This window comes from Roseinatronobacter sp. (genome assembly GCF_051859525.1).
Classification (GTDB): domain Bacteria; phylum Pseudomonadota; class Alphaproteobacteria; order Rhodobacterales; family Rhodobacteraceae; genus Roseinatronobacter.
The window spans coordinates 21025-46314 of record NZ_JBHYFM010000006.1; the positions used below are offsets into that span (position 1 = coordinate 21025).

At 59.9% G+C, this 25290-nt stretch carries 21 protein-coding genes and 1 pseudogene; 9 read left to right on the top strand and 13 right to left on the bottom strand.

Going from position 1 to position 25290, the window contains the following annotated elements; genetic code table 11:
• Positions 1-280: 280 nt before the first annotated feature.
• The 3 genes from ACTIE1_RS07245 to ACTIE1_RS07255 form a co-directional block, all read right to left on the bottom strand.
• Positions 281-421: a hypothetical protein gene (locus tag ACTIE1_RS07245; protein WP_439559785.1), complete on the bottom strand. Its 141-nt coding sequence runs from the start codon at positions 419-421 to the stop codon at positions 281-283.
• A 183-nt stretch (positions 422-604) separates the two neighbouring features.
• Positions 605-1048, bottom strand: coding sequence for a DUF6497 family protein (locus tag ACTIE1_RS07250; RefSeq protein ID WP_439559784.1), 444 nt, complete (start codon positions 1046-1048; stop codon positions 605-607).
• A 9-nt stretch (positions 1049-1057) separates the two neighbouring features.
• Positions 1058-2590: an acyl-CoA carboxylase subunit beta gene (locus ACTIE1_RS07255; RefSeq protein WP_439559783.1), complete on the bottom strand. Its 1533-nt coding sequence runs from the start codon at positions 2588-2590 to the stop codon at positions 1058-1060.
• A gap of 218 nt (positions 2591-2808) precedes the next feature.
• Here ACTIE1_RS07255 and ACTIE1_RS07260 point away from each other — a divergent pair, with 218 nt between their 5' ends.
• On the top strand, positions 2809-4032 hold the full coding sequence (locus ACTIE1_RS07260; RefSeq protein WP_439559782.1) for a multidrug effflux MFS transporter: 1224 nt from the start codon (positions 2809-2811) through the stop codon (positions 4030-4032).
• Positions 4033-4091: 59 nt separating this feature from the next.
• Positions 4092-5492: a helix-turn-helix domain-containing protein gene (locus tag ACTIE1_RS07265; RefSeq protein WP_439559781.1), complete on the top strand. Its 1401-nt coding sequence runs from the start codon at positions 4092-4094 to the stop codon at positions 5490-5492.
• Between the two features lie 6 nt (positions 5493-5498).
• Here ACTIE1_RS07265 and ade read toward each other — a convergent pair whose 3' ends face one another.
• The 4 genes and pseudogenes from ade to carA all read right to left on the bottom strand — a co-directional run bounded on the left by ade (position 5499) and on the right by carA (position 11047).
• Positions 5499-7187, bottom strand: a complete 1689-nt coding sequence (gene ade / locus ACTIE1_RS07270) for an adenine deaminase (protein ID WP_439563319.1) — start codon at positions 7185-7187, stop codon at positions 5499-5501.
• Positions 7188-7237: 50 nt separating this feature from the next.
• Positions 7238-7840 carry a gamma-glutamyl kinase gene (locus tag ACTIE1_RS07275; protein ID WP_439559779.1) on the bottom strand — a complete coding sequence of 201 codons (603 nt, stop codon included), beginning with the start codon at positions 7838-7840 and terminating at the stop codon, positions 7238-7240.
• Positions 7841-7896: 56 nt separating this feature from the next.
• Positions 7897-8918 (bottom strand): annotated as a pseudogene (locus ACTIE1_RS07280) (glycosyltransferase family 2 protein); the annotation flags it as partial.
• 971 nt (positions 8919-9889) lie between these two features.
• Complete coding sequence (gene carA, locus ACTIE1_RS07285) at positions 9890-11047, bottom strand: glutamine-hydrolyzing carbamoyl-phosphate synthase small subunit (RefSeq protein WP_439559778.1); 1158 nt, start codon at positions 11045-11047, stop codon at positions 9890-9892.
• Positions 11048-11237: 190 nt separating this feature from the next.
• Between carA and ACTIE1_RS07290 the strand changes: the two genes are divergently transcribed.
• Both ACTIE1_RS07290 and ACTIE1_RS07295 read left to right on the top strand, forming a co-directional pair.
• The gene (locus tag ACTIE1_RS07290; RefSeq protein ID WP_439559777.1) at positions 11238-11696 is read left to right on the top strand and encodes a GatB/YqeY domain-containing protein; all 459 of its coding nucleotides are present in this window, start codon (positions 11238-11240) and stop codon (positions 11694-11696) included.
• A 72-nt stretch (positions 11697-11768) separates the two neighbouring features.
• The gene (locus ACTIE1_RS07295; RefSeq protein WP_439559776.1) at positions 11769-12518 is read left to right on the top strand and encodes a dienelactone hydrolase family protein; all 750 of its coding nucleotides are present in this window, start codon (positions 11769-11771) and stop codon (positions 12516-12518) included.
• Between the two features lie 49 nt (positions 12519-12567).
• Here ACTIE1_RS07295 and ACTIE1_RS07300 read toward each other — a convergent pair whose 3' ends face one another.
• Positions 12568-13221, bottom strand: a complete 654-nt coding sequence (locus ACTIE1_RS07300; RefSeq protein ID WP_439559775.1) for a GntR family transcriptional regulator — start codon at positions 13219-13221, stop codon at positions 12568-12570.
• Positions 13222-13543: 322 nt separating this feature from the next.
• Here ACTIE1_RS07300 and ACTIE1_RS07305 point away from each other — a divergent pair, with 322 nt between their 5' ends.
• On the top strand, positions 13544-14473 hold the full coding sequence (locus tag ACTIE1_RS07305) for a class I fructose-bisphosphate aldolase (RefSeq protein ID WP_439559774.1): 930 nt from the start codon (positions 13544-13546) through the stop codon (positions 14471-14473).
• A gap of 128 nt (positions 14474-14601) precedes the next feature.
• Here the strand turns inward: ACTIE1_RS07305 and ACTIE1_RS07310 are convergent, their stop codons facing one another.
• A complete protein-coding gene (locus ACTIE1_RS07310) occupies positions 14602-15849 on the bottom strand; it encodes a lytic murein transglycosylase (RefSeq protein ID WP_439563320.1) in 1248 nt (415 codons plus the stop codon).
• Positions 15850-16012: 163 nt separating this feature from the next.
• Between ACTIE1_RS07310 and ACTIE1_RS07315 the strand changes: the two genes are divergently transcribed.
• The 3 genes from ACTIE1_RS07315 (at position 16013) to ACTIE1_RS07325 (ending at position 18801) form a co-directional block, all read left to right on the top strand.
• The gene (locus ACTIE1_RS07315) at positions 16013-17242 is read left to right on the top strand and encodes a lytic murein transglycosylase (protein ID WP_439559772.1); all 1230 of its coding nucleotides are present in this window, start codon (positions 16013-16015) and stop codon (positions 17240-17242) included.
• Between the two features lie 74 nt (positions 17243-17316).
• Complete coding sequence (locus ACTIE1_RS07320) at positions 17317-18528, top strand: GTP-binding protein (RefSeq protein ID WP_439559771.1); 1212 nt, start codon at positions 17317-17319, stop codon at positions 18526-18528.
• A 3-nt stretch (positions 18529-18531) separates the two neighbouring features.
• Positions 18532-18801 carry a DUF6525 family protein gene (locus ACTIE1_RS07325; RefSeq protein ID WP_439559770.1) on the top strand — a complete coding sequence of 90 codons (270 nt, stop codon included), beginning with the start codon at positions 18532-18534 and terminating at the stop codon, positions 18799-18801.
• A 290-nt stretch (positions 18802-19091) separates the two neighbouring features.
• Here ACTIE1_RS07325 and ACTIE1_RS07330 read toward each other — a convergent pair whose 3' ends face one another.
• The 4 genes from ACTIE1_RS07330 to ACTIE1_RS07345 all read right to left on the bottom strand — a co-directional run bounded on the left by ACTIE1_RS07330 (position 19092) and on the right by ACTIE1_RS07345 (position 24194).
• Positions 19092-20348 carry a glutamate-5-semialdehyde dehydrogenase gene (locus ACTIE1_RS07330; RefSeq protein ID WP_439559769.1) on the bottom strand — a complete coding sequence of 419 codons (1257 nt, stop codon included), beginning with the start codon at positions 20346-20348 and terminating at the stop codon, positions 19092-19094.
• Positions 20345-21460, bottom strand: coding sequence for a glutamate 5-kinase (proB, locus tag ACTIE1_RS07335; RefSeq protein ID WP_439559768.1), 1116 nt, complete (start codon positions 21458-21460; stop codon positions 20345-20347). The genes ACTIE1_RS07330 and proB overlap by 4 nt, the downstream gene beginning before the upstream one ends.
• Complete coding sequence (gene obgE, locus ACTIE1_RS07340; protein WP_439559767.1) at positions 21448-22473, bottom strand: GTPase ObgE; 1026 nt, start codon at positions 22471-22473, stop codon at positions 21448-21450. Before obgE ends, proB begins: the two co-directional genes overlap by 13 nt.
• Before the next feature lie 161 nt (positions 22474-22634).
• Positions 22635-24194, bottom strand: a complete 1560-nt coding sequence (locus tag ACTIE1_RS07345) for a helicase HerA-like domain-containing protein (RefSeq protein WP_439559766.1) — start codon at positions 24192-24194, stop codon at positions 22635-22637.
• A gap of 475 nt (positions 24195-24669) precedes the next feature.
• Between ACTIE1_RS07345 and ACTIE1_RS07350 the strand changes: the two genes are divergently transcribed.
• Entirely contained in the window at positions 24670-25275 is a 606-nt protein-coding gene (locus ACTIE1_RS07350) for an invasion associated locus B family protein (protein WP_439559765.1), read from the top strand.
• The last annotated feature ends 15 nt before the right edge of the window (positions 25276-25290 follow it).

Sequence of the window (25290 nt, forward strand, 5' to 3'; positions counted from 1 at the left end):
GGACTGCGCCGAAAGCTGCAAGAATGGTAAATTTGGACATACATATCTCCTGTTGTCACTATCCGCAAAAGTATGCGCAAGGGGTTGTCCTTCTGGCATACTGGCCACGCAGGAACAGCCCCTGCGCTTGCGCGACAGGGTAGCGCATGCACATGAACTTGACCACAGGTTTTGCATGACAGGCAACAGGCAAAACACAACTGCGTCCAACCTGCACCATATCAGATTTGCCCCGTTGCGGGGCTGCGGGACAGGCAGCACAGCCTGCCCCGCGGAATGCTTAGTATTTGGATTTGCTCGAGACCGGCTCGACGTAAATCGGGGCTGCGACCGGCTCCAGCGGGGCCTGACGCTTGTGCTTTTCGCACGCACCCAGCACGAGGACTGCCGATACTGCGGCCAGAAGTGCAACTTTGGACATGAATTTCTCCTGCTCATGATGTTCTGACGCGTTTGTTGGTTTTTTCGCGTCAATATGCCTCTGCGTGCATGGAAATACGCACGCGAGCAGATATTACAGCGCCGAAAGAATCCTGACCATCCAAATTCAGCAGCGCCCTGCGTCTGTGGCGCTTCTGCATCAGGCGTGTATGTCGGGCATGTTTCAATCATGGTAGATGTCATCTTCAAGTTCGCATCCGTCCATTCCGAACTGGAAACCCTCAAAAAACTGGACCACATCGGCATCGCGTGTTCCAAAGGGAATGTCCCGTTCCAGCATTGTGATGATGGCACCCTGCCAGCCCTGATCCTGTGGAAACTCGCCCAGATCGGCCAGCCCGCGCAACTGGGTGCTGCAAAGCCACATCATGTCGTCAAAAACGCGCAACGCATCGCCACCATACACGCTGGCAGGTTCCGCAAGTTTTGGCACAACGAAGCGCAGCCGGATCATGGATTCGGATTCGTCCCATATTTCATCCAGCGGATAGGCCATCGCACCAGAGGGCATAAGCAACGGTGCCGACTCCGGCAGGTCACGGGCGGTGGCACCAAGCGATGCCGCCCAGACACATCCTGCCAGAAACATGATCCTGTGCGCCTTCACGCCGCCCCCTTACAATGGAATATTGTCGTGTTTCTTCCAGGGATTCTGCAACGTCTTGTGACGCAATGATGCGAAGGCACGCGCCACGCGCTTGCGCGTGGAATGCGGCATGATCACCTCGTCTATGAACCCTTTTTCCGCGGCGACGAAGGGGTTTGCGAATCGCGCTTCGTAATCCTTGGTGCGTTCGGCGATCTTATCGCTATCGCCCAATTCTGACCGGTACAGAATTTCGACAGCCCCTTTTGCGCCCATCACTGCAATTTCCGCCGTGGGCCAGGCATAGTTGAAATCCCCGCGCAAATGCTTGGATGCCATCACATCATAGGCCCCGCCATAGGCTTTGCGGGTAATGACGGTCACCTTGGGCACGGTCGCTTCGCCATAGGCGAACAACAGCTTTGCACCATGCTTGATAATGCCGCCATATTCCTGCCCTGTACCGGGCAGGAAACCGGGCACGTCCACGAAGGTCAGGATGGGAATTTCAAACGCATCGCAAAAGCGCACGAACCGCGCGGCCTTGCGGCTGGAATCGATGTCCAGACAACCGGCCAGAACCATGGGCTGGTTGGCCACAACGCCCACGCTGCGCCCTTCAAGGCGAATGAACCCTGTCAGCATGTTCTTGGCAAATTCAGCCTGAATTTCGAAAAAATCACCTTCGTCGGCAACCTTGCGCACCAGTTCCTTCATGTCATAGGGCGTATTGGCGTTGTCCGGAATCAGCGTATCCAGACTGTGTTCCAGCCGTGCCGGATCATCGAAGAACGGGCGCACCGGCGGTTTTTCGCGGTTGTTCTTGGGCAGGAAATCCACAAGCCGACGCACTTCGATCAGCGCCTCGACATCATTTTCAAAGGCCCCGTCAGCCACAGAAGACTTGCGCGTATGGGTGCTGGCGCCGCCCAGTTCTTCGGCGGTGACAACCTCGTTCGTGACGGTTTTGACCACATCGGGACCGGTCACGAACATATAGCTGGAGTCTTTGACCATGAAGATGAAATCGGTCATCGCAGGGCTGTAGACGGCGCCGCCCGCGCAGGGGCCCATGATGACGCTGATCTGCGGGACCACACCCGACGCCATGATATTGCGCTGGAACACCTCGGCGTAGCCTGCAAGGCTTGCGACCCCTTCCTGAATACGCGCCCCGCCCGAGTCGTTCAGGCCAATGACCGGCGCACCGTTCTGGATGGCCATGTCCATGATCTTGCAGATTTTTTGGGCGTGCGTTTCCGAAAGCGAGCCGCCAAAGACAGTAAAATCCTGACTGAACACATAAACCTGACGCCCGTTGATCGTGCCCCACCCCGTGACGACACCGTCGCCCGCAGGGCGGTCGTCCTGCATGCCAAAATCGACGCAACGATGGGCCACGAACATGTCGAATTCTTCAAAACTGCCTTCATCCAGCAACAACTCGATGCGTTCGCGGGCCGTCAGCTTGCCTTTTGCGTGCTGCGCATCAATCCGGCGCTGTCCCCCCCCAAGGCGTGCCACGTTGCGGTTGTTTTCCAGCTGTTGAAGAATATCTTTCATGCGATCCCCCTTCGCGCGGCGCACAGTCATGGCCGCAAATTTCTTCGCACAATAATGTTTCGTTCATCGCATGAAAAGCGAAATTAAGATAATTTGCAAATGTGTCTGCAAGTTGATGTGCTAATTTGCAAACCGCATGAGCCCTGCAATCCACATTGCGCCTTCTTTTCACATGTGTAAGACTTGTTCGGCACAAGATATCTGAAGGTCGATTACCAGTGACCATACCGCTTATTCCGCCACACTCTGTGTTTCTGGACCGCACAACCCCGCCGCATGTCGCCACGCTGGTGGCACAGGCCTCGATTGCGGCGCTGGCAATGAATGTGTTTCTGCCCTCATTGCCATCAATGGTGGTGTATTTTGACACCAGCTACAGCGTGATGCAGCTTTCAGTGTCGCTGTATCTGGCGATGAATGCGGTGCTTCAGGTGTTTATCGGAACGATTTCGGACAGATATGGCCGCCGGCCTGTGCTGCTGGCATCACTGGTGGTGTTTATCATTGCGACCATTGGCACATTGCTTGCGCCCAATGTCACGGTTTTCCTGATCTTTCGGATGATGCAGGCGCTGGTTGTATCGGCCATGGTGTTAAGCCGCGCCTCTATCCGCGATGTGCTGGATGAAAGTGCCGCCGCATCGCGCATCGGCTATGTGACGATGGGCATGGCACTGGTGCCCATGATTGCCCCTGCCATAGGTGGTTTTCTGGACGAGGCATTTGGCTGGCGCGGCAGTTTCACATTGATGCTGTTGGCTGGCGTGGCCGTTCTGGCCCTAAGCTGGGCCGATATGGGCGAGACGAAACATGACCGCAGCGGGTCCCTGCGCCAGCAATTTGCGGCCTTGCCCGAATTGATGCGCGCGCGCCGGTTCTGGGGCTATTGCGGGTCGGCGACATTGGCATCGGGCGCGTTTTTCGCCTATCTGGGGGGGGCGCCTTTTGTGGGATCGCAGGTATTCGACCTGACCCCCTCGCAGCTTGGTATCTATTTCGGGGCGCCTGCGGTCGGCTATGCGTTCGGTAATTTCCTGTCCGGACGGTATGCGGCGCGCTACGGGATCAACAAAATGATCCTTGTCGGCAGCCTTATCGGGTTCTCGGGCATGATCCTGCTGGCCCTGTTGTATCTGGGTGGCGCGTTAAGTGCGCCGGTGTTTTTCGGCTGCTTCATCATGATCGGGCTTGGCAATGGCATGTTATTGCCATCGGCCACATCGGGCATGATGTCGGTGCGCCCCCATCTGGCGGGAACCGCCAGCGGCATGGGCGGGGCCATCATGATCGGGGGTGGTGCGGCGTTATCGGCACTGGCGGGCGCGCTGCTGACACCGGGCAGCGGCGCTGGTCCGTTGATCTGGATGATGCTGGCCACCACAGGCGCGACCATTGCGCCGGTCTTGTATGTGATGCGCCGTGCGCGGCAGATCGGCGCTTGACCTAAGGCACGCGGTTTGCAAAGTTTGCCTTCCAGCTTAGCAAAGTTGCCGGAGGGGCCATGCCACCGCAAAAACTGTATGCCGGTGCAAAACTGCGTGAAACACGGCTGCAACTGCAACTGACGCAGAAGGATTTTGCCGCCAAGCTGGGCGTATCCCTGCCCTATCTGAACCAGATGGAAAACAACAATCGCCCGCTGTCCACAGCGGTTGTACTGGCGCTGGCCCGCGAATTCGGCATGGATGTAACGGAACTTTCGGCGGGCGACAGCGAAAGGCTGGTATCCGACCTGCGAGAGGCGCTGGCAGACCCGCTTTTTGCCACCGCCAACCCTGCCCTGCCCGATCTGCGGCTGGTGGGGGCCAATGCGCCGGGATTTGCGCGCGCGTTTCTGGACCTGCACCGCGCCTACCGGCAGGCACAGGAACAGCTTGCCTCGCTGGACGAGGCATTGGGCCGCGAAGACACCACCTTGCGCTTGTCACCTTGGGAGGAGGTGCGTGATTTCTTTCACTACTGTGACAACTACATTGACGCCGTGGACCGCGCAGCCGAGACTTTCGCCGGCCGCGCGAAAACCGGTATGGATTTCATGGCGCATGCCGCATCGGTGCTTGCCGATCACAAGATCACAATACGGCTGACCCATACCGAGGATTTGCGCCGCTTTGACGCCGCACGCGGCATACTGGAACTGTCATCGAGGGTGTCACGCGCAACGCAGGCGTTCCAAATGGCCCATCAGGTCGCGTTGCTGACCCAGCATGACCTGCTGGAGGCCACATTGGACCTTGCGCGGTTCCAGTCGCCCGAGGCACGCGCAATTGCGCGGATCGGGCTGGCGAATTATTTTGCGGGTGCCGCACTCATGCCCTACCGCCGCTTTCTGGCCGCTGCGCAGGACTGCCGCCACGATCTGGAAACACTTGCCGAAGTCTTTGGGGCGTCCATCGAACAGGTCGCGCACCGGCTGTCGACCTTGCAGCGTCCGGGGGCCAAGGGGGTGCCGTTCTTCTTTGTGCGGGTCGATCAGGCGGGCACAATCACGAAACGCCATTCCGCCACGCGATTGCAATTTGCGCGTTTCGGCGGGGCGTGTCCGTTATGGAATGTGCATCGCGCCTTTGAAACGCCGGGGCGATTTCTGCGCCAACTGGCGGAAACCCCTGACGGTATGCGGTATTTCTGCCTTGCGTTGGCCGTGACCAAAGGCGGCGGTGCGTTTCACGCGCCCGTGCGACGCTATGCCATCGGGCTGGGATGCGAGATTAACCACGCGGGCGCGCTGGTTTACGGTGACGGCATGGATCTGGGCCGCGAAGGCGGGTATGATCCTATTGGAATTTCCTGCCGCATCTGCGAACGCGACAATTGCCACCAGCGCTCTGTTCCGCCGCTGGAACGCCATCTGCGTATTGATCCCGACCACCGGAAACTGTTGCCTTACAGCATTGAATAGCGCGCTTCAGATCACCTCGAAACGGTCCACATCAACCATGCCGAAATCGGTGATTTTCAGATGCGGGATTACGGGCAAGGCAATGAAGGCCAGTTGCAAGAACGGCTCTTCCAGCGTCACGCCCAGTGATTTGGCGGCGCTGCGCAATTCAACAAGGCGGGCATGGACCTGTTCATAGCTGTCCAGCGACATAAGCCCCGCAACCGGCAGGGGCAGTTCCGCCACAACCTGCCCACCGTGCGCCACGACAAAGCCCCCTTCGATTTCGGACAGGCGGTTCACCGCCAGCGCCAGATCGTCATAATCAACGCCAACAGTTACGATATTGTGGTGATCATGCGCGACCGTCGCCGCAATCGCGCCTGATGTCATGCCGAAACCGCGCACAAACCCCGTGGCGATATTCCCGTTCCTGCCGTGCCGTTCAACCACGGCAACGCGTGCCAGATCACGTGCGGGATCAGGGCGTTTGTCGCCGTCTTGGGGTGGTATTTCCTCTCGCAGGTGTTGGGTGATGATCTTGCCTTCCAGAATGCCAATGACGGGGGTGTCGGGGCTGTTGCCTGCATGGCGGAAATCGCGCGCGCCGACCTTTGGTGCGCGAACGGAATCGCGTGCCACAGGTGCTATCACATCGCGCGCGGCGAATGCCGCATCATCGACCACCCTGCCCCCGCACAGCACCAGACTGGCGCGACACGAAGCCAGATCGGGCAAGGCGACAATATCGGCGCGTTTGCCCGGTGCGATCTGTCCGCGATCCTTCAGCCCGAACGCCTCGGCCGCTGAAAGTGATGCGGCGCGATACACCGCCAGCGTGTCACAGCCCATCGCAATCAGGCTGCGGATCATGTGGTCCAGATGCCCATGCTCGGCAATGTCCAGCGGGTTGCGGTCGTCAGTACACAGGCACATATAGGGCGCGGTCACGGGCGTCAGCAGTGGTGCCAGCGCCACCATATCCTTACTGACAGACCCTTCGCGGATCAGGCAACGCAGCCCTTTTTGAAGCTTTTCGCGGGCTTCTGCGGCGGTGGTGGATTCATGTTCGGTGCGAATGCCCGCACTGATATAGGCATTCAGGTCACGCCCCGACAACAGCGGCGCATGCCCGTCAATATGCCCCCCCGCGAAGGCGTGCAATTTCGCCATGCATCCGGGATCACGGTGGATAACGCCGGGAAAATTCATAAACTCTGCCAGCCCGATCACGCTGGGATGGTCCGCAAGCGCCAGCAGATCCTGCGCATCCAGCGCCGCGCCTGCGGTTTCCATATGTGTGGACGGCACGCAGGATGACAGGTTCACCCGTATGTCCATCACTGTCCGGCTTGACGCGTCCTGAAAATAGCGAATACCCGCACTGCCTGCGACATTGGCAATTTCATGGGGGTCGCAAATGGCGGTTGTCACCCCGCGCGGGGCGACACAGCGGTCAAATTCGAACGGGGTCACCAGCGACGATTCAATATGCAGATGCGTGTCGATAAACCCCGGAACAAGGATTTGGCCATGCAATTCGATGATCCTTGCGCCGTCATACCCTGCGCCAATACCCACGATTGTATCGTCACAAATGGCAACGTCACCTTCGATATATGTGCCGGTGACCACGCAAAGCACCTTCGCCCCGCGCAGAACCAGATCAGCAGGAATTTCGCCGCGCGCCTGTTGAATGCGGGTTTCCAGTGTCATTTTGTCATCCTTTTCCTGCTTAGGGGGCGTTTTCCAGCGTAAGGGGCAGTTTATGCGCTGTCGCGTGCAATGTCATACAGCGCATAATCCCGCGCAGATCCCGTTTCCAGCCGCGCACGCAGATTTGCCGATAAGCTTGTCTCCATTCTGGGCGAGACATTCTTCTGTGGCAGATCCAGACTGCACTCCAGCCTTTCTTCCAGCCATTTCTGGAATTCGGGCATGGCGTCATACCGAAACAGGGTCTGGACACGGTCATCCTTGTTGGGGTGGGTCAGAAAGGCCGCCTGCGACCCCACTGCGGCAAATTCAGGTTTGGGGTCTTGAAGGTAGCCCGCAACAAATTCATCGAAACTTTTGCCGCGCGTGCTGCGCGGGGTGCCCTTCAGCCAGTCGCCATGGCGAAACCGGAACCAGCTGTTCAGCCAATCTTCGGGGTGCCGTATCAGGGCGACCGTTTCCGGCTGCACCTTCTTGAAAATCATCAGGAATTTTTCAAACCGCCATCTATAGCGATGAAATGTGCAATGCTTGATCCGCGGATCGCCCTGCAACACAATGTCCGCCATCGGCGCAAGTGCGGCTTCCAGCGATGTGCTTGCGGTTTTGGGTGTCGCAAATAAAACAAGGTTTTGCTTTTCAAAATATAGCATTGCACGCCATTCTTTATGTAACCTGTCAGGTGTCGGCGCCCGATAATGCGCCGGTTCTAGGTTTGACTGTGAACCGCGATTGCGTCAAGGGCCGCGCCGTGTTTTCCATGATTGGTCTTGTCCCAGTAGAACGGCGCCGAAACAAGTTCCCACAGGGCCTTGTAGACGGCCAGAACAGCCAAGGGGAAATAGCCGTGCAATGTGGGCAGCCAAAGGCGCAGATGGCGATGATGACGCGCGCGCGTTCCCAATATTCCGACGGTCAGGTTTATCGCCTCGGTCAGGATGAAAAGCCCCACGAATACCTTCAGGGCGTGGGACGGAAACGCGTCAAGAAGCGGATGCTGCCAGCCCAGCATGACAAGCCAGAAGGACCACAGCAACGGGGCCAGCATGAATTGCACCAATGTGCCCAGAAACAGCACCTGAACGCCCCAGAACCGCCACGCCCCCAGATCCCGCCACAGGGCGCGCGGGTCGCGCATATGCACCAGCCATGTGATTGCATATCCTTTCAGCCAGCGGGACCGCTGTTTCACCCATGGAATGGCACGGCAATTCGCTTCCTCATAGGTGACCGTGTCCAGAAGCTGGGTGTAATAGCCGCGCCGCGCAAGCCGGATGCCAAGATCCGCATCCTCGGTCACGTTATGCGCGTCCCACCCCCCAAGGCGTTCCAGAATATCGCGGCGGAAGAACAGCGTCGTCCCGCCCAGCGGCACTGCCAGACCCAGCCGTTGCATGCCTGGCAGGATGACGCGAAACCAGCTTGCGTATTCGATGGTAAAACACCGCGCCAGCCAGTTGCTGCGCGGGTTATAGAAATCCAGCACCCCCTGCGCGCAAACAGCATGGCATAATTCAGGGCGCGGGGTTTGGTTTTCAGGGGCGCATCTGGCACAGGCACAACCCGCATCCAGCGCGGCAATCGGGCAGCGCGCAGGGCCTGCCGTGTTTCTGTGTCGTTTTCCTCGACAATCAGAAGAACATCCAGAAGGTTGCGCGGCCATGTCAGGCGGGACAGGCGCTGCAACAGGCGCGGCACAGTTTCGGGTTCCTTGTAAAGCGGCACAAGGATCGACACGACCGGCTTGCGGCGCTCTGCAAGATTGACGATTCTGCCTGCGGAGTGTTCGCGCGGGGGCTGGTCCGAGAATGCGCAAAATGCGGCAGCAATCTTTAACATGGCGGAAAATGCCAGAAAGAAACTTGCCACAAGTGTGAGTGCCAGAAACGCAGCTTGCGGAAACAACACGGTCGCCACAACCCCCGCGCCCAACGCCGCGACCAGCCAGTTCCGCATATGATCGAAATTCATGGACCTGCAACTGTCCCGACCCGAAACGCAGGTTTCCGCCCATATTTTCAGTCGGTTACGACGGAGGCTTAACAGCGTGTCGTGCAAGGCATTTTCTGAAACAAGCGCCGGAACCACCGGGCCGAATATGGCGTGAAGCTGCGCGCGCTTCGCTTCGAACTGGTCAGGGCGCGGGGTTGCGATCACTGTGACCGCGCCCGCATTGCACCACGGCATGCACCGCAAGGAAATGCAGGTTTCGGCCCCGATCCTGTCTGTCAGCGCAGGGTCGGGTTTCTGGCGCGCTGTGTCCACAATCGGGGTGTCAAACTGGATGGACAGCGCCTGCAGAAGGGTGTCTTCGGTGATCTGCCCGTTCGCAACCAGAAGATCGCCAAGGCTGGTGGCCTGTTGCGCCTGCAGTTTCAACGCCTCAAGCAGGGTATCGTCGCTGATGGCCCCCATATCGCGCAGTATGGCACCAAGTGAGTCGCGCGCATGCGTTTTGTCACGCTGCACCGTCAGATGCAGGGGCGACCCCGCGACGTATTGCGGGGCAGATGGCGTGCTTGATTGACGATACAGCCGCATCGAGTGTTCCACTTTGGTTAACGCCAAGGGAAACACGATGATGATTAACAACTGATTAAGAATTGGCCGCGCGGGTGGTGTCTGGCGCGAAAAGAACCCTGCGCCGCATCCCCCCCGCGCAGTGGCAGGTGCCCTGACAAATCGCAGGGCACCAGATTTGTCTAGCCTGCCTTGCGGTCGGCCATATGTCGGGCAAAGCGTTCGAACAGATAGAAACTGTCCTGCGGGCCGGGGCTGGCTTCGGGGTGGTGCTGAACCGAAAACACCGGCCGGTCCTTCATCCGGATGCCGCAATTTGACCCGTCAAACAGCGACGTATGCGTTTCCACCACCGCATCGGGCAGGGTTTGGCTGTCCACTGCGAAACCGTGGTTCATCGAGGTGATCTCGACCTTGCCGGTTTCATGGTCCTTGACCGGATGATTGGCCCCGTGATGGCCGTGATTCATCTTGATGGTCTGGGCCCCAAGCGCCAGTGCAAGCATCTGGTGCCCCAGACAAATCCCGAAGACAGGAATATCGGCCTCCAGAACATCACGGATCATTGGCACAGCATATTCGCCCGTTGCCGCGGGATCACCCGGACCGTTCGACAGAAACACCCCGTCAGGGTTCAACGCCAACACCTGTTCGGCTGTGGCCGTCGCGGGCAGCACAGTCACATCACAACCGGCACTGGCCAGACAGCGCAGGATGTTGCGCTTCGCCCCGTAATCAATGGCAACAACCTTGTGGACGGGTGCCGTCTGGCGCGAATATCCATCCGGCCATGCCCAACGCATTTCATCCCAGCGGTAGCTTTGCGCACATGTCACATCGCGCGCCAGATCAAGGCCGACCAAGCCCTTGAACCCGCGCGCCATGGCCAGCAATTCCTCAATATCGAAATTGCCGTCCGGATCATGCGCCAGTGCGACATGCGGCGCACCCTGCTGGCGAATCGCACGCGTCAGGCGACGCGTATCCACGCCGCCCATACAAATACGGCCGCGTCTGGCCAGCCAGTCCACCAGCGGTTCGGTTGCGCGCCAGTTGCTGGGCGCTGTCGGGTCCCATTTGACGACCATTCCAGCCGCGACAGGGTCTGCGGTTTCGTCATCATCCGCGTTCACACCCACATTCCCGACATGAGGGAAGGTGAACGTAACCACCTGCCCCGCATAGGACGGGTCGGTCATGATTTCCTGATAGCCGGTCATGGCCGTGTTGAAACACAGCTCTGCCACGGTTTTGCCCGTAGCCCCGAAGCCACGTCCATAAAAAATTGTCCCATCAGCCAAAACAAGGCATGCTGTGGGTTTGAGTGTCTGCGCACACATCCTGTCGCTCCGTCATGTTCGGATTTCGGCGGAACCTACGGCCATGCGCACCAAGAATCAAGCGAATCCGGCCCGTATTTTGAAAGAAGAAAAGATATCTGCGCCCCGCCGATTTTTTTGAACCTTGCGAGCGGGTGTGCCCTTCGTTAGGGTCCGCGCCCAACAACCCCATTTGAGACAGGACGGCCCCATGTCACTGCGCGACAGGATATCAAGCGACCTAAAGACAGCGATGAAGGCCAAGGACAGCGCGAAGCTGGCAACCTTGCGGCTGATCAATGCCGCCATCAAGGACCGCGAAATCGCTGCGCGCGGTGATGGCACCAGCGGCGAGTTAAGCGATGGTGATCTGGTCGCGGTTCTGACGCGCATGGTCAAGCAGCGCAGGGATTCCGCACGCGCCTATGAAGAAGCCGCGCGCCTTGATCTGGCCGAGAAGGAGATCGCGGAGATTGCCGTGATCGAAACCTTCCTGCCGCGCCAGATGACCGACGATGAAATGACCGCAGCCGTTGACGCCGCCATAGCAGAGACTGGCGCGACCTCTGTGCGGGATATCGGCAAGGTCATGGGGGTGCTGAAGGCCCGACATGCGGGCGAGATGGATTTCGGCAAGGCTGGCGCAATCGTCAAGGCGAAGCTGGCCTGACGCGACAGCGGTTGAATTTCCGGTATGTGCCCTAAGTTCTGACCAATATGTGTCAGCCAAGGGGAAGAGCGCATGCAAAAGTTGAAGTCAGTCATGGTTGCAGGGGCAGGCGCTGTTCTTGCACTTTCGGCGCAAAGTGGCTTTGCGGAAACGCTGGAATACAGCGTCAATGACGTGGTGTTCGAAGCATATGTCGCGCGGCCGGATGGCCCGCCGCGCGGCACTGTTTTGATTGTCCATGATTGGGACGGCGTAAATGACCATGAAATCGCGCGCGCCGATGCATTGGCGCAGTCCGGCTATGTCGGGGTTGCGGTTGACCTGTTCGGGCGTGATGCCGTGCTGGAGGGAATGGACGATTACCGCCGGGAGACTGGCGCCCTCTATGCAGATCGCGACATGTTCCGCGCGCGCATCGATGCCGCAGCGCAGGCCGTGGCAGGGTTGGACGATGTGCCAGCGCAAATGGTCATCACCGGCTATTGCTTCGGTGGGGCCGCCGCATTGGAAGCGGCGCGCGCAGGCATGGATATGGCAGGCTTTGTCAGCTTCCATGGCGGGCTGGACACACCACAAGGGCAGGATTACACCGCGACCCCTGCCCCGGTTCTGGTTCTGCACGGGTCTGCCGATCCGGTTTCAGGCATGTCCGATCTGGCCCGCCTGATGGACGAATTGCACGGCGCAGGCGTTGCGCATGAAGCCCAGATATTCGGCGGCGCGCGCCATTCCTTCACGGTCGAAGGATCGAATGACTGGGACGCCGACGCCAATGACAAGGCCCATGCAGCGCTTGACCGCTTTCTGGATCAGGTGTTCTGAAACCACCCGTGCGCCCTGTCCCGGTGTCGGGGCGCGCGCGCGGTTCCCGCTATAGCGAATAGCGGTCCGCGCTGTCCGCATCCTGACGCAACCGTGTCAGGAACGCTGTCGAGATATGTGTTTTCAACGCCTCATAGGCGCCCTGTCCGTCCTGCGCGGCAATTGCCTCGACAATCGCGGAATGCTCGTCAATGGTCTGGGTTCCACGCCCCTCAAAACTCAACGAGGTGGTGGCCAGCAGCGCCATGGACCGATGTACCAGATCAAGTTGCTGCACCAGATAGCGGTTATGCGAGGCAAGATGAATCTGTTTGTGAAACCGCCGGTTGGCGCGGCTCAGCGCCTTGGGGTCATCAATCAGCTTGCGGTCCTCCTCCACCATGGTGCGCAGCAGGCGCACCTCCTCGTCGGTGGCATGGCGTGCCGCCAGTCGCGCGGCAAACCCTTCCAGCTCGGCGCGGACGGCATATAATTCCGCCAGCTGGTTATGATCCAGAGAGGCAACAATCAAGGACCGCCCGTCACGCGTCAACAGGCTTTGCGTTTCCAGCCGTTGCAGGGCTTCACGGATGGGGGTGCGTGACACGCCAAACCTGTCCGCAAGCTCTGATTCCACAAGCCTGTCACCGGGCTTGTACACACCAAGATCGATGGCCTCCAATATCAGGGTATAGGCGTCTTTCGGTGGTTTGAAATCAGGCATCACATTTCGCTTTTCTTGGGCGCGGGCAACAAAACCCCGCTTTTGCCGGAATGACAAGCATGAACTTCGCTGCATATACCCTGTTATCCGGCAATCACTCGCCGCAAGTATGCCATGTGATTTAACACATAAGCACTGGCCCCGCGACCCGCCTGCCCTTCCCGCGGGCAAAACAGGGCCGCATTTGTTCCTGTCACGGCGCAAACACACCAAAGAAACGGTTGATTGCGCTAACATCCCTGTCTTGCGCATTATCATCATTGTTTCGTCACAATGCAGGGATTAACCCTGCCCAAAACAACCATCCGGACAGGAGCAGCCCATGCGTGCAACCCGCGTCGTTCAGAAAATCCTAAGCAATTATGAAGGGGAAACCCCCGGTGTGAAAGCCAATCTGTGCCGCATGCTGATGCAAGGCAAACTTGGCGGCACCGGCAAAATGATCATCCTTCCGGTCGATCAGGGGTTCGAACATGGACCCGCACGGACATTCGCCCCCAACCCCGCCGCATATGATCCGCATTATCATTACCAACTGGCCATTGATGCAGGCCTGAATGCCTATGCCGCGCCTTTGGGCATGATCGAGGCAGGCGCGGACACATTCACAGGCCAGATTCCCACAATCCTGAAAGTGAACAGCGCCAATTCCCTGATGTCTGATACAGCAGGAAAAAATCAGGCGATCACCGCCAGTGTTGATGATGCCTTGCGCCTTGGCTGCGCCGCCATCGGCTTTACCATCTATCCCGGTTCGGATTGCGCCTTGGGCATGTTTGAAGAAATCAGCGCCATGCGGCAGGAAGCAGCTGCCAAAGGCGTGGCCACTGTCATCTGGTCCTACCCGCGCGGCGAAGCCATCACCAAAGACGGCGAAACCGGTATTGATGTGGCCGCCTATGCCGCACAGATCGCCGCACTTCTGGGGGCGCATATCATCAAGATCAAACTGTCCACCGATCACCTGATGTTGCCGGAAGCCAAAAAAGTCTATGAAGACCAGCAAATCGACATCGCCACCCAAGCGGCGCGCGTCAAACATTGTATGCAGTCCAGCTTCAACGGACGGCGTATCGTGGTATTCTCGGGCGGCGCCAAAAAGGGCGAGGATTCGGTCTATGATGACGCCCGCGCCATTCGTGACGGGGGCGGCAACGGGTCCATCATCGGGCGTAACAGTTTCCAGCGCTCCCGCGAGGATGCGCTTGCGATGCTGGCCAAACTGGTCGACATTTACAAAGGCAAGGCCTGATAACGCCCTCTCCGGATGGATCACCGTCAGGGGGTTCATCTTGCCAAAAATACTCAATACGGCCCGAAGCGCAGCGCAGGGCAGAAACATGATAAAGGGGGCGCAAGCCCCCTTTTCCTTTGCCTCTATCAAACCCCGCGGCGCAAGCGCTCCAACAGATCGCGCGATGGGTTGCCGGTAACGTCCATCCCGCGCGCGCGCTGATAGGCGCTGATTGCAGATTGCGAATTCGGCCCGATCACCCCGTCCACGCCTTGCGTATCAAACCCCGCACGCGTCAGCAGGCGCTGGATTTCCTGCCGCTCGCCCAGACGCAGGCCATGACGGTCCGGCTGGAAATTTCCCCGAATAGGGCCACCGCCGCGCAACCTGTCCGAAAGATGCCCAATTCCAATGACATAGAATTCGGAATTGTTGTAACGCGTTAACGCTGTGAAGTTGCGGAATGTCATGAAGGCAGGCCCGCGCGGGCCGTCCGGAATGATGACCGATGACGCGCCATGGTCCGCCACCGCGCGCCCGTTCATGTCGCGCACACCCATGCCGGTCCATTCCGACACCTCCCGCGAACTGCCCCGTCCGGCAAGACCGGTGTTGAACCCGTCGGGCAACTGAACTTCCACGCCCCAGGGCTGGCCCCGTGTCCAGCCCATCCGCGACAGGTAATTTGCCGCCGATGCCAGCGCGTCGGACGGATCTTCTGCCCAGATATCGCGCCGCCCGTTGCCGGTGAAATCCACCGCATATTCCTGATAGGTGGTCGGAATGAATTGCGTATGCCCCATTGCGCCCGCCCATGACCCGCGCATATTGGCCGCACTTGTATCGCCACGTTGCAAGATACGCAGCGCAGCCATCAACTGGCTTTCGAAAAACGCGCCCCGCCGCCCGTCAAAGGCCAGTGTCGCAAGTGCCGAAATCACAGGAATATCACCGCGTTCCGTGCCATAGCGCGATTCAAGCCCCCAGATTGCCGTGATCACCTCGGCCTCGACGCCGTAGCGTCCTTCAATCGCGCGCAGGGTTGAATTGTGACGCGACAGGGCCGCCCGCCCCGCCGACAGCCGCTCATCAGAAACAGCGATTGACAGATAATCTTCCAATGTGCGGGTGAATTCGGTTTGCCTGCGGTCGCGTGCAATGACATCAGGCAGGAAACCTGCCCCGCGCAGGGCAGGGTCAAGTGTGCTTGCATTTATGCCAGCCGATGCGGCGCGCGTGCGGAACTGCGCCAGCCACGCGTCAAATTCGGCATTTGCCTGTGGCCGCATGCGGCTTGTTGTTTGCGGTGGTGTCATTGGCACCCCCCCGCCCATACAGGCCGACAGGGAGATTGCGGACAATCCCGCGATACAGAAACGTCTAGAAAGTTGCATGGCACTGCTTACCCCTTTGATATATTTTTGGGGCAAGCGTAGCGGAACATGGCCGCGCAGAAAAGCAGCCATCGGCGAAGTCCCGCAGATTGTGAACATTGCCATCTTGGTTCCCGACCAAAGGACCGCTAGCATTCGGGGTGCACGCAAATCGGGGAATATCATGTCACGTTGGATACCGGCCGCAACCTTGGCCTTTGCCTTGCCAGCCTGCGGGCTGGCCAATGTTGACACATCCCCCAGGCCAGCCGCACGGCCAGCCGTGCTGGCGCAGCCGCAAACCGGCAATTTCGACGCATGGCGGTCGGGTTTTGCAACCCGTGCGCTTGCTGCCGGCATCACGCAGGCGACGCTGGACCGGTCCCTGCCCGTCATGCAGTTGCTGCCCGAAACTGTGGCCCTTGACCGCCGCCAAAGCGAATTTGGCGCGCGCATCTGGGATTATATGGACAGCACCGTGTCCCCCGCACGCATTTCGCAAGGGCAGTCTGCCTTGCGCCGTCATGCGAATATTCTGACCCGCATTGAGTCGCGCTACGGGGTGCCGCCCGAAATTCTTGTGGCGATCTGGGGCATTGAATCCTCCTACGGGGCGAACCGTGGCGGCACGCAGACATTGGCAACCCTTGCGACACTGGCCAAGGACGGGCGGCGCGGTGAATTTTTTGAAGCGCAGTTGCTGGATGCGCTGCGTATCGTTCAGGCGGGCGATATCAGCCCGCAGGCGATGATCGGGTCATGGGCGGGCGCATTTGGTCATATGCAGTTCATGCCCTCCAGTTTCCTGACCTATGCGGTGGATTTCACCGGTAACGGCCGACGCGATGTCTGGGCCGATGACCCGTCTGACGCGCTGGCATCGGCGGCAAACTACCTTGCCCGGCGCGGCTGGACGCGCGGTCAGCCCTGGGCGCGCGAGGTGGTCCTGCCCGACGGGTTCGACCTGCGCCTGACCGGACAGGCACAAGCGGTGTCTGCGTGGACAAATGCCGGTGTGCGCGCGGCAGCGGGGGCGCAATTGCAGTCAGGTCAGGCGCGACTGGTCCTGCCCGGTGGCGCGCGTGGTCCCGCATTCCTGACTTATGGAAATTATGATGTGCTGAAGGAATACAACCTGTCCGATGCCTATGTTCTGGCGGTGGGCCACCTGTCCGACCGGTTGCGCGGTGACGGCGGTTTGCGCGGCAGCTGGCCGCGTGGCGACCGCGCCCTGACACAGGATGAACGGCGCGCATTGCAACGCAGGCTGAACGCATTGGGCCATGACACTGGCGGTGTGGACGGACGCATCGGCCCCGCAACAATTGCCGCCGTGCAGGCATGGCAGAAAACGCAAGGGCTGGCCCCTGACGGCTATGTTAACGCCGATTTGCTGCGCCAGCTTCTGCCCTGACCCCTTGTTCAACTGGCCGGACTGTATTAGATACCGCAATAATGTTATAATATATCATAACTGAAAGGTGTCACATGCCCGTCCCCGACCCCCGCCTGCCCGTCACTGTGTTGTCGGGCTTTCTTGGCGCAGGCAAAACAACGCTGCTGAACCATGTCCTGAACAACCGCGAAGGCCGCCGCGTTGCGGTTATTGTCAATGACATGTCCGAAGTGAACATTGACGCCGACCTGATCGATGCCGGTGTAGACCTGAAGCGCGGCGAGGAAAAACTGGTCGAGATGTCGAATGGCTGCATCTGCTGCACCCTGCGCGACGATCTGCTGGCCGAGGTGCGGCGCCTGTCGCAGGAAGGGCGCTTTGACTACCTGTTGATCGAGTCCACCGGCATTTCCGAGCCGCTGCCGGTGGCCGCTACATTCGAGTTCCGCGACGAGCATGGTGACAGTTTGCTGGATGTGGCGCGGCTGGATACAATGGTGACGGTCGTGGATGCGGTCAATCTGCTGCGCGATTTCTCCAGCCATGATTTCCTGTCCGACCGGGGCGAGGTTCTGGGCGAACAGGATGAACGCAGCCTTGTTGATCTGCTGACCGACCAGATCGAATTTGCCGATGTCATTATCCTGAACAAGGTCACTGATGCGGGCGCTGCGCAAACCGATGCCGCGCGCAAGATCATCAAGGCGCTGAACCCCGATGCGCGCTTGATCGAAACCGACCATTCGCATGTCGCGGCAGACCAGATTTTTGACACCGGCCTGTTTGATTTTGACACCGCGCATGAACACCCGCTTTGGGCCAAGGAACTGTACGGCTTTGCCGATCATGTCCCTGAAACCGAAGAATATGGTGTGACGTCATTTGTTTACCGCGCGCGGCAGCCATTCGACCCCGCCAAGGTGCATGCGGTGCTAAACGGCAATCTGCCCGGTGTTATTCGTGCCAAGGGGCATTTCTGGGTGGCAACGCGGCCCAATTGGGTGGCCGAATTCTCGCTTGCCGGTGCAATGTCCAGTGTGACGCCCTTGGGGGGCTGGTGGGCGGCTGTGCCCCGTGACCGCTGGCCCGACCACGCCGAGGCATTGGAGAAGATGCGCGAAAACTGGGTTGATCCATGGGGCGACAGGCGGCAGGAACTGGTGTTCATTGGCGCGGGCATGGATCATGCGGCGCTGATTGCCAAGCTGGATGCCTGCCTGATGGATTGCGACAGTTTCACCCCCGAACTTTGGGCAGGTCTTGATGACCCGTTCCCCAAATGGGGACAGCGCAAGGCCGCATGACGCATGCGCGCGAACCTGAAATCCAGTTTGCGCAGGCGGTCCAGCCCAATGGCCGAGTTTGACCGCCTGCCCCCTGACCTGCGCCGCTGGCTGGCGCAGGCGGCCCTGCCGTGGTCCGCACGCTCCGCGCTGCGGTTGTGGCACAGGGCTGTGCGCCAATACGGGCCGGACCGGCAGGCCATTCTGGCCCATCTGGCCCGCGCCGAAGCGCGCAGTCTGGCAAGGGACAGTCCCGCCATATGGGGGGACGGCTATCCGCTGATGCGAGAGTAGACGGGGACGATACGGGAGGGCTTTGGGCGTCTGTTGCGGACCTTCGTGCTTAGATAAAGCGCGCGCCATCGGTGGGCCGGGGACTGCCGATCCGACGTAATAGAAATTCACTTTATGCAGGCTGCATATTCCTGAAAATCAAGGCTTGAACTGCCATTAGACCATCGGCAGGCCGTGGGACGGCCCGCCGATGGTGCGGCGGCCTTCGGCCTTGTCCCGCACCTTGGGCATTACCCAATGACCGCAACAGACCCAATAGCAACAGTTCCGTGCCACAACCCGCAGCCAACTTAGGCGCGTACGGTTCCATCGCCGGTGACCAGATACTTGAAACTGGTCAACTGCTCGGCGCCGACGGGACCACGCGCATGCATCTTGCCTGTGGCAATGCCAATTTCTGCCCCAAGCCCGAATTCACCGCCATCCGCGAATTGGGTGGACGCGTTGCGCATCAGGATCGCGCTGTCCAGCCCTGCAAAGAACCGCGCGGCAACGGAATCATCTTCCGCAAGAATCGCATCTGTGTGCTGTGATCCGTATTGACGGATATGCGCCATCGCGGCATCGACATCATCGACCACCGCCGCTGCCATGATCTTATCTAAGAATTCATACCCGAAATCCTCTGGACGCGCGCGAACGACACCGGGCAGATGCTGCAAACCTTCGTCCACGCGCATCTCGACCCCTGCGGCGACCAGATCCGCGATAATCTGCGCGCCAAGCCCGTCCACAAGGTCACGGTGGATCAGCAGGCATTCCGCCGCCCCGCAAGGGCTGGTCCGGCGCGTCTTGGCGTTGATCACCACGCGGCGCGCTTTATCCGCATCGGCGCTGGCATCGACATAGACATGGCAAATGCCTTCGAGATGCGAGAACACGGGAACCCGCGCCTCTCGCTGCACCAGCCCGACCAGACCCTTGCCGCCGCGCGGCACGATGACGTCGATATGTTCAACCATGCGCAGCATGTCCGAGACTGCCGCGCGGTCGGTCGTCTGGACAAGCTGGATTGCATCTTCGGGTAGCCCCGCCGCCTGCAACCCGGCCACCAGTGCCGCATGGATCGCACGAGAGGAGTGGAAACTTTCCGACCCGCCGCGCAGTATCACGGCATTGCCGGACTTCAGGCACAGCGCGCCTGCATCGGCGGTCACATTGGGGCGCGATTCATAGATGACACCGACCACGCCCAAAGGGGTGCGCACGCGCCGGATATGCAGCCCGCTTGGGCGGTCCCATTCCGAAATGACCGCGCCTACAGGATCGTCTTGCGCCGCAATCTCGCGCAGGGCACCCGCAATTCCCTGCAAACGCGCCTCATCCAGCATAAGCCGGTCCAGCATCGGGGCGGACAGCCCCTTGTCGCGCCCTGCCGCCATATCGCGCGCATTGGCTGTAAGAATTTCGGTCTGCGCCGCGATCAGGGCCTGTGCGGCCGCCATCAGCGCGCCGCTCTTGGCCTCGGCGCTGGCCGTTGCCAGCATTGTCGCGGCGGCGCGGGCACGCGCGCCCATCTCAAGCATTTCGGGACTGATTTCGGTCATAGCGCCATCTCGTCTCTGTGAATAAGGGCCACACGGCCAGGATAGTTCAGAATCGCCTCGATCTCGCGGGAATGATGGCCTGCGATCGCGGCCGCCTCCGTGCTGGAATAGCCTGCCAACCCCAGCCCCAGCGCGCCGGACGGGCCGACAATCGACACAGGATCGCCGCGCTGGAACTGCCCCTCGACACGGGTAACACCGGCGGGCAGCAATGATTTGCCCTGTTGCAGGGCCTGCTGGGCCCCTGCGTCAACATGCAGAATTCCCTTGGGTTTCATCGCGGCAATCCAGCCCTTGCGCGCCGAACGCGGATCGCCCTGCGCAGCAAAGAGCGTGGCATTCGCGCCATCAAGAACCGCGCGCAACGGATGGAGCGCGGCACCTGCCGCAATGACCATCGCACAGCCCGCCGCAGTGGCGGTTTTCGCGGCCATGACCTTGGTTTTCATGCCCCCCTTGGACAGGCCGGACACCGGCTCGCCTGCCATTCCTTCGATCTCGGGGGTAATAACCTCGACAATGTCGAAACGCGCTGCCGCAGGGTCGGTTTGCGGATTGCTGGAATACAGCCCGTCCACATCCGACAGCAACACCAGCACATCGGCCCCGATTGTCACGGCCACTTGCGCCGCCAGCCTGTCATTGTCGCCATAGCGGATTTCATCCGTGGCGATTGTGTCGTTTTCATTGACAATCGGCACGACACCCAACCCCAGCAGCGTGGACAGGGTGGCGCGCGAATTCAGGTAGCGGCGGCGGTCATGGGTATCTTCCAGCGTCAGCAAAACCTGCCCTGCGGTAATGCCATGCGGGGCCAGTGCTTCCTCATAGGCGCGTGCAAGCCGGATCTGCCCGACCGATGCGGCAGCCTGGCTTTGCTCCAGCGCCAATGTCCCGTTATGCAGGCCCAACGCCCCCCGCCCCAGCGCGATCGACCCTGATGACACGACAACAACATCGGCGCCGCGCGCCCGCAGCGCCGCAATATCCTGCGCCAGCGCATGCAGCCATGCGCCGCGCAAACCGCCATGTTCCACCAATAACGCCGAGCCGATCTTGACCACGACCCTGCGCGCCTGTGACAGCATCGCTGCCGCGCTCAGGGTTGCCATGGCCCGTCATCCTGTTCGACCTGCTTGCCCTTGTCGATCCGCGCCAGAAGCGCGCGCAGAACGCCTTGCATCCCTTCGCCCGACACAGCCGAGATCATATGCACCTTGCGCCCGCATACCGCCTCAAGGGCTGCGCATTTTTCGGCGCGTTCCTCATCATCCAGCGCGTCAATCTTATTTAGCGCAATGATGCGCGGCTTCAGCGCGACATCATGGGAATAGGCGTCCAGTTCATGGTCGATGATGCGCCAGTCTTCGGCCACATCCTCTGATGTGCCGTCCACCAGTTGTAACAGCACCGCGCAGCGCTCAATATGGCCCAGGAACTGGTCGCCAAGCCCGCGCCCTTCGCTTGCCCCCTCAATCAGGCCGGGAATATCGGCCATGACAAATTCGCGCCCGTCAATGCCGACAACCCCCAGATTGGGGTGCAGCGTGGTGAACGGGTAATCCGCAATTTTCGGCCGCGCATTGGATGTGGCCGCCAGAAACGTGGATTTGCCCGCATTGGGCAAGCCAGCAAGCCCGGCATCGGCAATCAGTTTCAACCGCAGCCAGATCGTGCGTTCAACGCCGGGCTGGCCGGCATTTGCGCGCCGCGGGGCCTGATTGGTCGCAGACTTGAACTGAAGGTTTCCCCAGCCCCCGTTGCCGCCCTTGGCCAGCAACAGGCGTTGGCCCACCTCGGTCAGATCGGCGATAACGGTTTCCTGATCTTCATCCAGAATTTCGGTGCCGACGGGCACGCGCAAGGTGACAGTGGCGCCATCCTTGCCGGTGCGGCCCTTGCCCATGCCCGGCTGGCCGGAATTGGCGAAGAAATGCTGTTGAAACCGGAAATCGATCAGCGTGTTCAGACTGTCGACAACTTCGACCCAGACATCGCCCCCGCGCCCGCCATCGCCGCCATCAGGACCACCATATTCAATGAATTTTTCGCGCCGGAACGACACGCAGCCCGAACCGCCCCCGCCCGAACGGATGTAGACCTTGGCCAGATCAAGGAATTTCATATCACTCTCGCTCGCGCGCTCCGCGTGTTGTCATGCACGAAAGCGCGCCAGTCCGCAGGGACGTTCAAGGCGCGCTGTGGCATCATGTTTCATTCAAACCCGTCACTTCTACAGACGGATTTGCCTAGCGCTTACATGGAATCGCGCGCGGCCTCAAGCACTCAGCGCCCTTTCAGCAAGCCCCCCAGCACACCGCGCATCAGCGCCTGCCCTGACCTGGACCCCAACTGGCGCGCGAAGGATTTCGCAAACGCATCCACGGGACTGTCCCCGCGCCGCGCCGGTGTGCGGGCGGGCGTCCTGACTGCGCGCGGCGCCCGCGCACGCCCCCCGTCATAGCGGCGCGCGGCGTTGAATTCGCGCGGACTGTCCGCATCGGGGCCATGGTCTGCGCCCAATGCTTGTTGGGCTTCTTGTGCGGCGGCTTCGGCGCGGCGGGCCAGCATTTCATGCGCACTGTCGCTGTCGACCATCTGTTCGTATTTTCCGGCCACCGGCGATTGCAGCATGACCATGCGCCGCGCGCCGTCATCGATTGGCCCGATCGCAGATGCGGGCGGGCGGATCAATGTGCGTTCTGCCATGCCAGGGTTGCCCTTATCCTCCCGAAACGATGTGACTGCCTCGCCTACGCCGACATCACGGATGGTATCGGCAATATCGAAACGCGGATTGGGGCGGTAGGTTTGCGCAGCCCGCCGCAACGCCTGCTGGTCGCGCGCAGTGAACGCGCGCAACGCGTGCTGGATGCGGTTGCCCAGCTGGCCCAGCACAGTATCAGGAACATCATCGGGGTTTTGCGTGACAAAATACACCCCCACCCCCTTGGACCGGATCAGCCGCGCGACGCGTTCAATCTTCTCAACCAATGCGCGGGGGGCGTTGTTGAACAGCAAATGCGCCTCGTCGAAGAAAAAGACCAGCTTGGGTTTGTCGGGGTTGCCGACTTCCGGCAATTCCTCGAACAACTGGGACAACAGCCACAGCAGGAAAGTTGCATAAAGCTGCGGGGTGCGCATCAGGCGCTCGGCATGCAGAATACTGACATATCCGCGGCCGTCCGGCGCCAGACGCATGAAATCCGACAGATCCAGCGCCGGTTCGGAGAAGAAATGTACCGCGCCCTGCGTTTCCAGCACCAGCAACTTACGCTGAATGGCGCCGATGCTGGCGGTTGTGACATTGCCGTATCGCTGCGATATCTCGCGCTGGTTCTCGCCCAGAAAATTCAGGATTGCGCGCAGGTCTTTCAGGTCCAGTATCGGCAGGCCTTCATCATCGGCAATACGGAAGGCCACGTTGATGACCCCTTCTTGCGCTTCGGTCAGATCCAGCATGCGTGACAGCAAAAGCGGCCCAACTTCCGCCATTGTCGCGCGCACCGGATGGCCGTGCTCGCCGAAGAAATCCCAGAAGATCACGGGACAGCCCTGATACCCGTAGCCGTCAAGCCCGATTTGCGCAGCGCGGCGTTCCAGAAAATCCTTGGGCGTGCCCGCCATCGCCATGCCCCCAACATCGCCCTTGATGTCGGTCAGGAATACCGGAACGCCCGCATTCGAGAATTCCTCGGCCAGGATTTGCATGGTGATCGTCTTGCCTGTGCCGGTCGCCCCCGCAATCAGCCCGTGGCGGTTGCCATATCCCAGCCGCAGCACTTGCGGGACAGTCTGCCCCTCTCCGCCGCCGCCAACCAGAACCGGTCCATTTTGGTCTTGCATCACTCATACCCCGACTACTTGTATCCGGATGCAAGATTACGCCGAAAGCCCCGGATGAGAAAAGCAATTCTTAACCATTTTGGTCTAATTATGATCCTGCGCATCCGTGTTTGTGATCCCCGGATGCGCATCCTCCCTGTCAGACTAGCCGTGCCCTTGGGCACGGCCTTTTTTCTTGCCGCGCACGCAATGGTATTGCGTCACATCCCATGACAATCGGGTTACTATTTCCTGTTGACGCAGTGTCGCTTTCGCCATACGGTGTGGCCAATCGTCGGCCGGTCCGACAGGGAGAAAAGCAAATAATCGACATGAATAGGGGCCTTCGGGCCCTTATTTTAATGCCTTTTCTTCCTGCGGTCCGCCCGCACGCACAGCTATCTTCACCAGTGCGTGGTCCCATCTTTTTCGACTGACACCTGACGCATGTCGTGATAGGACACATCTGGAAAACGAGCATATCAGGGATCAAGGCATGTCCAGAAAATATACCCCATTTTTCAATATCGCATCTGTCGCAGCATTCGCCGCACTTATGGGCACATCTGCGGCAATGGCGCAGACCACCACAGCCACCGATTCCCCCATCACGGCACTTTCCACAGGCGAAGTGCTGGGCGAGGAAATGGGCGATGGAAGCTATATCGGCAACACCCATGGCGATTGGGAACTGGTCTGCGTGGAAAACCCCGAGGGCGATGACCCCTGCCAGATGTATCAGTTGCTGCGCGATGGCGAAGGTAACGCAACGGCCGAAATCACCATGTTCCCGCTGCCCCCCGGTCAGGAAGCTGCTGCTGGCGCAACAATCCTGACACCGCTGGAAACATTGCTGACCGCGCAGCTGATCATGCAGGTCGATGGCGGGTCGGCCAAACGCTATCCCTTCACATTCTGCACAGTGGTGGGCTGCATCGCGCGCGTGGGCTTCACCGCAGAAGAAGTTGACGCCTTCCGCCGTGGCGCCGAAGCTGTGTGGCAGGTGGTTCCGGTCGCGGCCCCCGATCAGCCGATTGACCTGACAATGTCGCTTGCAGGGTTCACAGCCGCGTTCAACGAATTGTCCGAACAGCTGCCGTGATCTGACACAGGCGCA

What these genes read in the sequence shown, in the direction of transcription:
- ACTIE1_RS07245 (WP_439559785.1), bottom strand. Translation starts at nt 421, where the DNA reads ATGTCCAAAGTTGCACTTCTGGCCGCAGTATCGGCAGTCCTCGTGCTG.
- ACTIE1_RS07255 (WP_439559783.1), bottom strand. Translation starts at nt 2,590, where the DNA reads ATGAAAGATATTCTTCAACAGCTGGAAAACAACCGCAACGTGGCACGC.
- ACTIE1_RS07265 (WP_439559781.1), top strand. Translation starts at nt 4,092, where the DNA reads ATGCCACCGCAAAAACTGTATGCCGGTGCAAAACTGCGTGAAACACGG.
- ade (WP_439563319.1), bottom strand. Translation starts at nt 7,187, where the DNA reads ATGACACTGGAAACCCGCATTCAACAGGCGCGCGGCGAAATTCCTGCT.
- ACTIE1_RS07275 (WP_439559779.1), bottom strand. Translation starts at nt 7,840, where the DNA reads ATGCTATATTTTGAAAAGCAAAACCTTGTTTTATTTGCGACACCCAAA.
- carA (WP_439559778.1), bottom strand. Translation starts at nt 11,047, where the DNA reads ATGTGTGCGCAGACACTCAAACCCACAGCATGCCTTGTTTTGGCTGAT.
- ACTIE1_RS07290 (WP_439559777.1), top strand. Translation starts at nt 11,238, where the DNA reads ATGTCACTGCGCGACAGGATATCAAGCGACCTAAAGACAGCGATGAAG.
- ACTIE1_RS07295 (WP_439559776.1), top strand. Translation starts at nt 11,769, where the DNA reads ATGCAAAAGTTGAAGTCAGTCATGGTTGCAGGGGCAGGCGCTGTTCTT.
- ACTIE1_RS07300 (WP_439559775.1), bottom strand. Translation starts at nt 13,221, where the DNA reads ATGCCTGATTTCAAACCACCGAAAGACGCCTATACCCTGATATTGGAG.
- ACTIE1_RS07305 (WP_439559774.1), top strand. Translation starts at nt 13,544, where the DNA reads ATGCGTGCAACCCGCGTCGTTCAGAAAATCCTAAGCAATTATGAAGGG.
- ACTIE1_RS07310 (WP_439563320.1), bottom strand. Translation starts at nt 15,849, where the DNA reads ATGCAACTTTCTAGACGTTTCTGTATCGCGGGATTGTCCGCAATCTCC.
- ACTIE1_RS07315 (WP_439559772.1), top strand. Translation starts at nt 16,013, where the DNA reads ATGTCACGTTGGATACCGGCCGCAACCTTGGCCTTTGCCTTGCCAGCC.
- ACTIE1_RS07320 (WP_439559771.1), top strand. Translation starts at nt 17,317, where the DNA reads ATGCCCGTCCCCGACCCCCGCCTGCCCGTCACTGTGTTGTCGGGCTTT.
- ACTIE1_RS07325 (WP_439559770.1), top strand. Translation starts at nt 18,532, where the DNA reads ATGCGCGCGAACCTGAAATCCAGTTTGCGCAGGCGGTCCAGCCCAATG.
- ACTIE1_RS07330 (WP_439559769.1), bottom strand. Translation starts at nt 20,348, where the DNA reads ATGACCGAAATCAGTCCCGAAATGCTTGAGATGGGCGCGCGTGCCCGC.
- proB (WP_439559768.1), bottom strand. Translation starts at nt 21,460, where the DNA reads ATGGCAACCCTGAGCGCGGCAGCGATGCTGTCACAGGCGCGCAGGGTC.
- obgE (WP_439559767.1), bottom strand. Translation starts at nt 22,473, where the DNA reads ATGAAATTCCTTGATCTGGCCAAGGTCTACATCCGTTCGGGCGGGGGC.
- ACTIE1_RS07345 (WP_439559766.1), bottom strand. Translation starts at nt 24,194, where the DNA reads ATGCAAGACCAAAATGGACCGGTTCTGGTTGGCGGCGGCGGAGAGGGG.
- ACTIE1_RS07350 (WP_439559765.1), top strand. Translation starts at nt 24,670, where the DNA reads ATGTCCAGAAAATATACCCCATTTTTCAATATCGCATCTGTCGCAGCA.